The sequence below is a fragment of the Deferrivibrio sp. genome, assembly GCF_055117995.1.
Genome location: NZ_JBSQOT010000025.1, coordinates 19919 through 29459 on the forward strand (window position 1 = coordinate 19919; position 9541 = coordinate 29459).

At 34.1% G+C, this 9541-nt stretch carries 9 protein-coding genes, 1 tRNA gene and 1 pseudogene; 5 read left to right on the forward strand and 6 right to left on the reverse strand.

Annotated elements, in window-relative coordinates; all coding sequences use genetic code 11:
- The first annotated feature begins 5 nt into the window (after nt 1-5).
- Complete coding sequence (gene recO / locus ACTCAF_RS07640) at nt 6-698, forward strand: DNA repair protein RecO (protein WP_463062703.1); 693 nt, start codon at nt 6-8, stop codon at nt 696-698.
- Here recO and ACTCAF_RS07645 read toward each other — a convergent pair.
- Complete coding sequence (locus tag ACTCAF_RS07645) at nt 690-1592, reverse strand: GGDEF domain-containing protein (RefSeq protein WP_463062704.1); 903 nt, start codon at nt 1590-1592, stop codon at nt 690-692. The genes recO and ACTCAF_RS07645 overlap by 9 nt on opposite strands.
- The gene (gene lysS, locus ACTCAF_RS07650; RefSeq protein WP_463062705.1) at nt 1585-3057 is read right to left on the reverse strand and encodes a lysine--tRNA ligase; all 1473 of its coding nucleotides are present in this window, start codon (nt 3055-3057) and stop codon (nt 1585-1587) included. The genes ACTCAF_RS07645 and lysS overlap by 8 nt, the downstream gene beginning before the upstream one ends.
- An 87-nt stretch (nt 3058-3144) precedes the next feature.
- Between lysS and ACTCAF_RS07655 the strand changes: the two genes are divergently transcribed.
- On the forward strand, nt 3145-3621 hold the full coding sequence (locus ACTCAF_RS07655) for a metallophosphoesterase (protein ID WP_463062706.1): 477 nt from the start codon (nt 3145-3147) through the stop codon (nt 3619-3621).
- A 174-nt stretch (nt 3622-3795) separates the two neighbouring features.
- Here the strand turns inward: ACTCAF_RS07655 and ACTCAF_RS07660 are convergent, their stop codons facing one another.
- Both ACTCAF_RS07660 and ACTCAF_RS07665 read right to left on the reverse strand, forming a co-directional pair.
- A complete protein-coding gene (locus tag ACTCAF_RS07660; protein WP_463062707.1) occupies nt 3796-4407 on the reverse strand; it encodes a virulence RhuM family protein in 612 nt (203 codons plus the stop codon).
- Nucleotides 4404-5935: pseudogene (locus ACTCAF_RS07665) on the reverse strand (type I restriction-modification system subunit M). Before ACTCAF_RS07665 ends, ACTCAF_RS07660 begins: the two are co-directional and overlap by 4 nt.
- Nucleotides 5936-6058: 123 nt before the next feature.
- Here ACTCAF_RS07665 and ACTCAF_RS07670 point away from each other — a divergent pair.
- On the forward strand, nt 6059-6301 hold the full coding sequence (locus tag ACTCAF_RS07670; RefSeq protein ID WP_463062708.1) for a ParM/StbA family protein: 243 nt from the start codon (nt 6059-6061) through the stop codon (nt 6299-6301).
- A gap of 85 nt (nt 6302-6386) precedes the next feature.
- Here the strand turns inward: ACTCAF_RS07670 and ACTCAF_RS07675 are convergent.
- Together ACTCAF_RS07675 and ACTCAF_RS07680 are read right to left on the reverse strand one after the other, a co-directional pair.
- Nucleotides 6387-6460, reverse strand: a tRNA-Pro gene (locus ACTCAF_RS07675).
- Between the two features lie 41 nt (nt 6461-6501).
- Nucleotides 6502-7257 carry a pseudouridine synthase family protein gene (locus ACTCAF_RS07680; RefSeq protein WP_463062709.1) on the reverse strand — a complete coding sequence of 252 codons (756 nt, stop codon included), beginning with the start codon at nt 7255-7257 and terminating at the stop codon, nt 6502-6504.
- A 73-nt stretch (nt 7258-7330) separates the two neighbouring features.
- Between ACTCAF_RS07680 and ACTCAF_RS07685 the strand changes: the two genes are divergently transcribed.
- Both ACTCAF_RS07685 and surE read left to right on the forward strand, forming a co-directional pair.
- The gene (locus tag ACTCAF_RS07685) at nt 7331-8503 is read left to right on the forward strand and encodes an MFS transporter (protein WP_463062710.1); all 1173 of its coding nucleotides are present in this window, start codon (nt 7331-7333) and stop codon (nt 8501-8503) included.
- A complete protein-coding gene (gene surE / locus ACTCAF_RS07690) occupies nt 8500-9267 on the forward strand; it encodes a 5'/3'-nucleotidase SurE (protein ID WP_463062711.1) in 768 nt (255 codons plus the stop codon). Before ACTCAF_RS07685 ends, surE begins: the two co-directional genes overlap by 4 nt.
- Nucleotides 9268-9541 lie beyond the last annotated feature (274 nt).

Consider the following 9541-nt stretch of genomic DNA (forward strand, 5'->3'; position numbering starts at 1 on the left):
GAGTCTTGAAAAGGGTAATTTCTGAAGGGATTATATACAAGCTAATAAAATATTCTGACGATTCGGCTATCGCAATTTGCTTTCTGAGAGACTTTGGCAAGACAAAAATATTTATCAATAAGGCATTTTCAAAAAAAAGAGGGGTAAATAAATTTTTCCCGGCCGAGATAGACTTTTTGAGGAAGGATGAATCGGACCTTCACAAACTATACGGGATAAAGTATGATACTTCAAAAGGTTACTTTCTCGAAAATCCTCAAATTTTTTTAAGACTTAACATTGTATTCAACATAATAGATTTGCTTTATCACGATGATGAACCAGATGAAATATTATATAAATATATTCTTAATATTAACGAAAAAAATATGACAAAATGGACAGTTTATACAATAAATTATATTTTGAAAATCCAGGGTTTGTTAAAAAATTATGATGTTTGTGGAGAGTGTGGGTGTAGTCTCGAAGAGATTGTTTTGGTTAATGGTGATTTTTTATGTGAAAAATGTTCTGGCAAAAATCCTTTTCTTAATAAAACAAGGACTGAGATTTTAAACAAAGTTTTTTTGCCTGAGTATAAAAGTGTAAAAATATCAAAAGAGGATGAAATCTACATAGTAAAGTTTTTAACAAAATATGTTCAGACAATTATCGGCAAAGAGATAAAAGGGGTAGATTTACTTGAGGAATTAATCTAATGTCGTGCGGTTTCTTCCGTTATGCTTGCTAAAATAAAGCGCAGTATCGGCATTTTTTAGTAGAGCTGATGCAGACTCGATATTTTCATTTATTTCTGATATGCCTGCACTAAAAGTTACTTTGAAGGTTTTGTCGTTTGAACTGAATTCAACCTTTGCAAAGTTATTTCTGAGCCTTTCTAATATTTTTTCAGCTTCATATTTATCTATTTTGGGAAATAACACTGTAAATTCTTCGCCACCGTATCTGCAGGGAAAATCATCTTTCCTTATAGAATGCTTTATCTCTTCAGCAAATTTCCTTAAAACTTCATCCCCCTTCAAATGGCCGTATGTGTCATTTACCTTTTTGAAAAAATCAAGGTCTAAAATGGCAACACTGAAAACAGTCCCGTTATTTTTATAATCTTCAAAAAGAGTTTTTAGCCTGTCCTGAAATGCTGTATGATTGTAAAGCCCCGTTAGACCATCTTTTGAAAGCTGGTCAGTGAGGTTTTCATGTTTTTCCAGCATATCGGTTGAGGAAAATGCAAGATGGAAAATTTTATCTTCCAGGTCCATTATTTTTGATTCGTATCTAATAAAAATTTCTGAAATAAAGTTAATGAGATTTCTGAATTTGTTTTGCTCATTCAAAATAAAATTTTTGTCGACGCCGAAACAATTCATGTGAGGGTGGCTAAAATCTTTTGACATATCATCTATAAAAATAACTATATTGTTTCTGGCTAATTTAATCAAATTTTCTTCGTTATCTGCGCCCTTTTCGATAAAAATAATTGACTCTGAAGGGATTAAATCGAAAAGAGGGTACAAACTGCTACTAAACAGTTTTAACAGTACTTTTTTGACATCCTGGTCATTTACATCGTAATAATGAGTTACATTATTCATCCAACTCTTCTGGCCTTAAATGAGGGAATAAAATCACCTCTCTTATAGATTGTTTGTCCGTAAGAAGCATTACAAGTCTGTCAACTCCAAGACCTTCGCCGGCAGTAGGTGGAAGACCATATTCAAGCGCCCTTACATAATCTTTGTCCATCATATTTGCTTCTTCATCACCCCTGTTTTTTGCTTCAACTTGCTTTTCAAACCGCTCAAACTGATCAATTGGGTCATTTAGCTCATTGAATCCGTTTGCTATTTCAAAACCGGCAATAAAGAGCTCAAATCTTTCGGTAATTTCCGGATTTTCAAAGCTTGACTTTGCAAGGGGTGATACCTCTTTTGGATAGTCGATTATGAATGTAGGATTTATAAGTTTATCTTCAACAAACTTTTCAAATATCTCAAGTACAATTTTTCCTCTCCCCCATTCTTTTTCAGTTTCGATCCCTTTTGAATTTGCAACATTTCTTGCCTTTTCAAGAGTATCTATGTCGACTTTTTTTATATCGGTATATTTTTCGATAGCATCTTCCAATGTAAGTCTTGGCCAGGGTGATTTAAGGTCTATCTCATAACCAGCAAATGTTATTTGTTCTTTGTTAAGAAGTTTTTTGGCAAGAGTTGTGATCAGTTTTTCGGTCATATCCATAAGGTCATGATAGTTTGCATATGCCATGTACCATTCAATCATGGTAAATTCAGGGTTATGTCTTGTGGATATCCCTTCATTTCTAAAATTTCTATTAATTTCAAATACCCTTTCAAATCCACCTACTACAAGTCTCTTCAGGTATAGTTCCGGGGCAATTCTCAGATAAAGTGTCATATCCAGTGCATTATGATGGGTAATAAAAGGTTTTGCGGTAGCGCCACCTGCAATAGGGTGCATCATGGGTGTTTCTACTTCGAGAAAGTCCATTTCAGAAAAGAAGTTACGTATCTCCTGAATAATCTTGCTTCTGAGTTTAAACACTTCTCTCGTGTCTTCATTCATTATAAGGTCTAAATATCTCTGCCTTTGTCTTTTTTCTATATCTTTTAGTCCATGGAATTTTTCTGGCAAGTCTCTGAGACCTTTTGTAAGCAGTGTGAATTTGTTTGCAAATACAGTGATTTCTCCTGTTTTTGTTTTGAACACAAATCCTGTAACCCCAACAAAATCACCGACATCGGTATTTTGGAAAGCTTCAAACTCAATATCACTTATATCACCTTTTTTTACGTAGGCCTGTATGGTGCCTGTCCTATCCCTGAGAGTTAGAAAAGAAGCTTTGCCAAAGCTCCTCATTGCAACAACTCTTCCTGCTACAGTTACATTGTTTTTTTCTTCAAGTAATTTGTCGTGGTCTGAGTTTTTAAATTTATTAACAATATTTATGTTGTCATCATCAACTTTGAAAGAGCTAACATAAGGATTTAGCCCCATTGATTTGATTTTATTCAATTTTTCAAGACGGTGTGAATCCATTTGTTTTCCCTCGTGTTTTATTTCTTTTGAATTTATACATAATTGGTAGTATAATTACAAGTAAAAAAAGGGGTTAAAAGGTGCAAAATGAAAATTGGGATAATATCTGACACCCACGATAATCTGATAAATCTTGAAAAGATTGTTAAAATATTCAATGAAGATTTGAAAATTGATTTTTTAATACACTGCGGAGATGTTTGCTCACCTTTTGCAATAAATATTCTAAGTAAGTTGAAATGTGATTACGTAGGTGTTTTTGGTAATAATGATGGTGAGTGGCTTGGAATTCAGAAACTTTCAAAAGGCAGATTTTTTAAACCCCCTTTGCTTAGAAATATTTCAGGTGTAAAGTTTGCGATTATGCACGAAGGGGATTTGGCAGAATATATTGATGAAAAAGTAGATTTTGTGCTATTTGGACATACCCACAATTCGTATTTAAAGAAAAAAGGCAGGCAAACTATTATTAATCCAGGTACATTATCAGGTTATGTTTCAGGAAAATCGACCTATGCAATCATTGACCTTACAGATATGAAAAGTGAAATTTTGGAACTTTAATGTATATAGGATATGAGGGTATGAGGACGGGATGACGGGAGGATATTAGCCCGGGCCCATTTTCCCATCCAAAAGAGACCGTTTATAATTTTGTGTCAGGGTGACCTATCCCTTCTCAGCATCTATAATTTTTGAGGAAATGCCCGACATATATTTAAACCTATAGTAGTATGGTTAAGGATGACTAAGGTGACACGGAATTATGAACACTACCGTTAAATAAAAATATAGCTTAACTTTATGTCTAAAAAATGGTTGCAATTCCACATACTCCTCAATCCATTTCCAGACCAAAGCATATTTTTCTATAATTTCAAGCAAGCCTTTTGCTTCTTTTGCCGTAAGAGAAGGTGTATTTATATTTTCTTTTATAAACTTGATAGTATTCTCAAGCTCTTTAAGCTTTTCTTGGGTGATCCTTTTTTCATTTATTGCAAAGCCTTTTATAAGGTAGTTCTTTAATACATTAGTTGCCCAAATTCTAAACTGAGTTGCCTTTTTAGAGTTTACCCGGTAGCCAACGGCTATGATTACATCAAGGTTATATAGATTCATTTTTCTTTTTTTGCCATCTGCGGCAACCTGTTCCAAAATGGAACAGGTTGAATTTACATCAAGCTCACCAGTTTTGTAAATATTTCTAATATGCTTTACTATAGCGGGTCTTTGTACGTCGAATAAATATGCAATTTGATGTGCGTCAAGCCACAAAGTCTCCTCTTTGAGCTGAACCTCTATCCTTTTATCCTTATCCTCAAAAATAACTAATTGATTTTCATCTTTCATTTTTCACCATTCATTTCTATTTTTTCCAGATTTTCCAGTATAAGTTTATTCAATCTTTCCTCTTCTTTTAATTGCTCTAAAAATTCAGCTTTTAACTTTGTAAATTTCTCTTCAAAATCAAAATCATCCTCTTCTTCAGGAAGTCCTACATATCTTCCCGGTGTCAATACATAATCAAGCTCTCTAACTTCTTCAATACTGGCAGACTTACAAAATCCCTTTATATCCTCATAACTTTCGTCTTCCCTTTGCCATTTGTGATAGGTATCTGCAATTTTTCTTATCTCTTCAGGTGTTAATATTCTCTGTCTTCTATTAATCAGCTGTCCCATATCTCTTGCATCAATGAAAAGAATTTGCCCTTTTCTTGTAGTTTTGCTTTTTCTTAAGAGCCATAAAGAAGCCGGTATTTGGGTATTTAAAAAAAGTTTTGAAGGTAGATTTACGATACAATCTACTATATCATCTTCAATCATATTTTTTCTAATCTCGTATTCTGCTGTTTGTTTTGTAGTCAAAGCACCTTTAGCCAGAACAAAACCAGCTTTTCCATGAGGGGCTAAATGAAAAATAAAGTGCTGTATCCACGCATAATTTGCATTTCCTGCAGGAGAAACTCCATATTTCCATCTTACGTCTTTTCTAAGTAATTCACCGCTCCAATCGCTATCATTAAAAGGTGGATTTGCAATTACAAAATCTGCTTTTAAATCTTTGTGAGCATCGTTTAAAAATGAACCTTCAGGATTCCATTTTACCTGTGATGAATCAATGCCCCTGATGGCAAGGTTCATTTTACAAAGTCTCCAAGTAGTTGGTTGCTCTCCTGCCCATATATTGAAATATCATTGATTTTCCCTTGATGAGCCAATACGAACTTTTCAGATTGAACAAACATACCACCAGAGCCGCAGCAAGGGTCAAAAACTCTTCCTTTATAAGGCTCAAGCATTTCAACCAAAAGTTCAACAACACTTCTTGGAGTGTAGAATTGCCCACCTTTTTTACCTTCAGCAAGGGCAAACTGGCCAAGAAAATATTCAAAAACATGTCCTAAAATATCTGCACTTTTCTTTTTTGCTTCATTAAATGCCACATTACTGAATAAATCAATAAGACTACCAAGGCTTATTGGGTCAAGATTTCCTCTGGCATAGACTTTTGGTAGTACACCTTTTAATGATGGATTTTCTTTTTCTATTAAATCCATTGCATTATCTATGATTTTACCAATTTCAGGATTTTTTGCATTGGCTTTTAGGTATTCCCACCTTGCTTCTTTTGGTACATAAAATACATTTTCAGCTCTGTATTCATCCACATCTTCAGGGTCAGCTCCTGCGTATTCACCTTCGCCTTTTTTTAGTTTTTCATATAAATTCTCAAATGCTTCAGAAATATACTTTAAAAATATTAACCCTAATACGACATGTTTATATTCAGCAGCATCAATGTTTTTTCTTAATTTATCTGCTGCTTTCCATAATTGTTGTTCAAAAGAATCAACATTATTATTTTCCTTAGCCATATTCGAGCCCTCCTTTTATGTTGCCATATTATAACAAATTGTATTTTTACTTAAAACTATTTTTTTTCATACAAAATTTCATTGACCTGTCCTTTTATTAAATTTGTTTATTGGAGGTGTCCTATGACAAAAGTCATCAGTGTTGACATTGGCTATTGCAATGTGAAAGCAGTTTTTAATGAGTGGGGTAGTTTGCGACAAGAAAAATTCCCGACCGCAATTGCACCGATACTTCTATCTGATCATTATGATGACTTATGTAAAAAAGATGAGCATTTTTACTTTGAAGATCAGTTTTATACTGTCGGAGAAGCTGCTAAAACTGATTCAGTTAATACTACAATTTGTACAGATATTTGCCATTGATTTTTTACTACATTATTGGTTATCACAATGTTATCACAACAAAAACTGCATATCTCCAGATAATTGTTAATTAGAAAAAGTAAAATCGGGGCGACTGGATTTGAACCAGCGACCACACCCACCCCAAGGGTGTACGCTACCAAGCTGCGCCACGCCCCGAAAACCTTTTACCGTATATATCAAAAAATATTTTTAATCAATCAGATTATGCAAAACTTCATAAAAGTTTTTAAGTTTTTTGATGAAGCTGTATAACTGTTTATAGCAACCTTTTGGCATCTGAGCATTAATCGTGGAAAATTATCATTTATCCCGTAAATTTTATCCCCTATTATGGGAAAAGAATAATAGCTTAATAGAGCTCTTATCTGATGCCTTGTAGCTTCACTTACTGTAACTAACACAAGTGTATTATTTTTAAAATATTTAAGTGGGGTGATTCCAGTTTCATTGTCAGTATCCTTTTCTGTTACAATAACCTTCTTTTTCTTGTGGGCATCTATCTTATTTCTTAATGTCAAACTCTTATCCAACCTCCCATGGACAAGAGCAAGGTAATACTTTCTTATATAATCAATTTTAAAATTATTTTTTACTGCAGGGACTACCCCATCTGTTTCATAGTCAAGCCTTGAAATCAATCTATACTCTGAAAAATTAGCTTCTACAATGTCCGAAATGGTTAGATCATCTTCTAATTTATGCCTTTCTGTGTGCATAAATGGCGGTTTATATAGAAAAAGAACATTGTTATATTTTGCAATTAGAAACTTATCTATATCATATTTCACATCTTTTTTTGAAATTAAAAGGGAAACTTCATCCTTTTCATTTATCTCCAAATCTTTTTTAACATTTACACTGTTATTTAATACGACATAACCCGATTTGATATACCTTTTGGCAAGTCTCTTTGAAATTTTATACCTATTTGCTATGGCACTTGAAATTTTCATAAATAAATTATACAATTTTCAGGCTGACTTTCAACAACTAAGAGTTAGTCACCGATCAAAACTGGGGGAATCTATGAAGAAATATATCATTTTAATCTCATCCTTCTGTATGCAACTCTGTCTTGGTGCTACATACTCCTGGTCCGTATTTGTAGCTCCCTTAAAAAGCTACTTAAATATTTCTCAGGCTATGGCACAGATGCCTTTTTCGATTTTTTACTTTGTTTTCCCTTTTACAATGATCTTTTCAGGTTTTATTTTAAATAAAATTGGACCAAGAAAAAGTGCTGTAATAGGTGGTATTTTGTTTGGCTCAGGATGGATGGTCTCGTATTTTGGTGGTCAAAACTATCTTTTTACAATTATAGGAAACGGTTTTTTGGCAGGGTTTGGAGCAGGGCTTGCCTACATTGTCCCTATCTCCACATGCATTAAGTGGTTCCCAAAGAATAAAGGGCTTGTAACAGGGTTTGCCGTAGCTGGTTTTGGCGGTGGTGCTGCCCTTGTAAGTCAGATTGCTGGTTTTATGGTAAAATCTCACTCACCTTTTTATACACTATTTTTCTTGGGTGTAATTTTTACAATCATTACCGTTTTATCAGGTATAAATATGACAAATCCACCTTCTTATAAAGGGGAGTCAAAAACTGAAAGGCTTTTTGATTTATCGATTTTAAGGGATAAAATATTTTGGATACTCTACTTTGCAATGTTTGCAGGACTTGCCGCAGGTTTTGCAGTTAATGGAAATTTAAAAGAGCTGTATCACACATCTACTGTAGCTATCGGTGTCTTTAGTGTATCCATGTTTGCAATAATGAATGCTGCAGGGCGAATTATCTGGGGTGCAATCTTTGACAAAGTAAAATCATCTACAGCAATTATGATAAATCTATTTTTTCAAGTAATTGTTCTTGCCCTTGCAAAATTTATATTAAAATCGGACTACAGTCTTGTAATTTTTGCTGCAATTGTTGGTTTTAACTACGGTGGAGTTTTGGTGCTGTATGCAGGCAGCACCGCAAGGATCTGGGGGGCTGCGAGCATGGGAAAAATTTACGGACTTCTCTTTAGTTCTAATATACCAGGAGCTGTTGCCCCACTTTATGCAGGATTTGTTTACGACAAGTATCACAGTTTTAATATAGCTCTATTTACTATTGCAATTTTGATGTTTGCAGCTGTATTATTGATTTATGTAAATAGAGAAAATATAGATAAAGGTGTTGCTGAGGAGATAAGATGAAAGTTTTAATTACAAATGATGATGGTATCTATTCGAAAGGGATCTATGCTTTGTATGAAGCGTTTGCAGAAATAGCTGATGTAACAGTGGTAGCACCTATTACAGAACAGAGTGCTGTGGGGCACGCCATAACTGTAACACTCCCCCTTAGAATGTATGAGGTCTATAGAAAGGATAGATTTTTTGGATATGGTGTAAATGGCACTCCTGCAGACTGTGTAAAGCTTGCTTTTTCCGATATTTTGACAACAAAACCTGACCTTGTTGTCTCAGGAGTAAATAAGGGGGCAAACCTCGCATCAAACGTCATATACTCAGGAACGGTATCTGCTGCCACAGAAGGGGCGATGATGGGGGTAAATGCTATGGCTGTAAGTCTTGCTTCAATTGAATTTGATGACTACAGTATCGCTGCAGAGTTTGCACTTTTTTTTGCTAAAAAATTGTCAAAGTCAAAAGATATGAAAGAGACAGTTTGGAATATAAACATTCCTCCATTAAAAAGAAATGAGATAAAAGGGTGGAGATATGCAATTCAGGGGAAAACAAAATATTTAGACACCTTTGAAAAAAGGGTTGACCCAAGAGGGAATACATATTACTGGCTTACAGGAGAGAAAATTATTGAACGTACATCTGAAGAAAGCGATGATTACCTTTTGGAAAGAGGGTTTATTACAGTCACTCCAATAAAATATGACCTTACCGACTGTGAACTTTATAAAAAACTTAAAGAAGGAGAGGAAAATTATGAATTTAATTAAAAAAATAACTTTGATTTTTATCCTTGTTTTTTCTTTATTCCTGCTTGGATGCGAGGGGTGTTCGGATTCAAATCCCACTTCACCTGAACAGACTCAAAAATCAAATGGTTAAGTTATTAATTACTTTAGCATTATCTTTTTTCTGGTTTTCAATAAGCTTTGCCGGAGTCGAAATATCTGATTTTTCTTTTGTGGGCAAAGAGGTTAGCGATTTAACCATTAAACCGGTCTATAAAAATATCAGTGTAGATTTCAAAAGTATAAAGTCATTTGA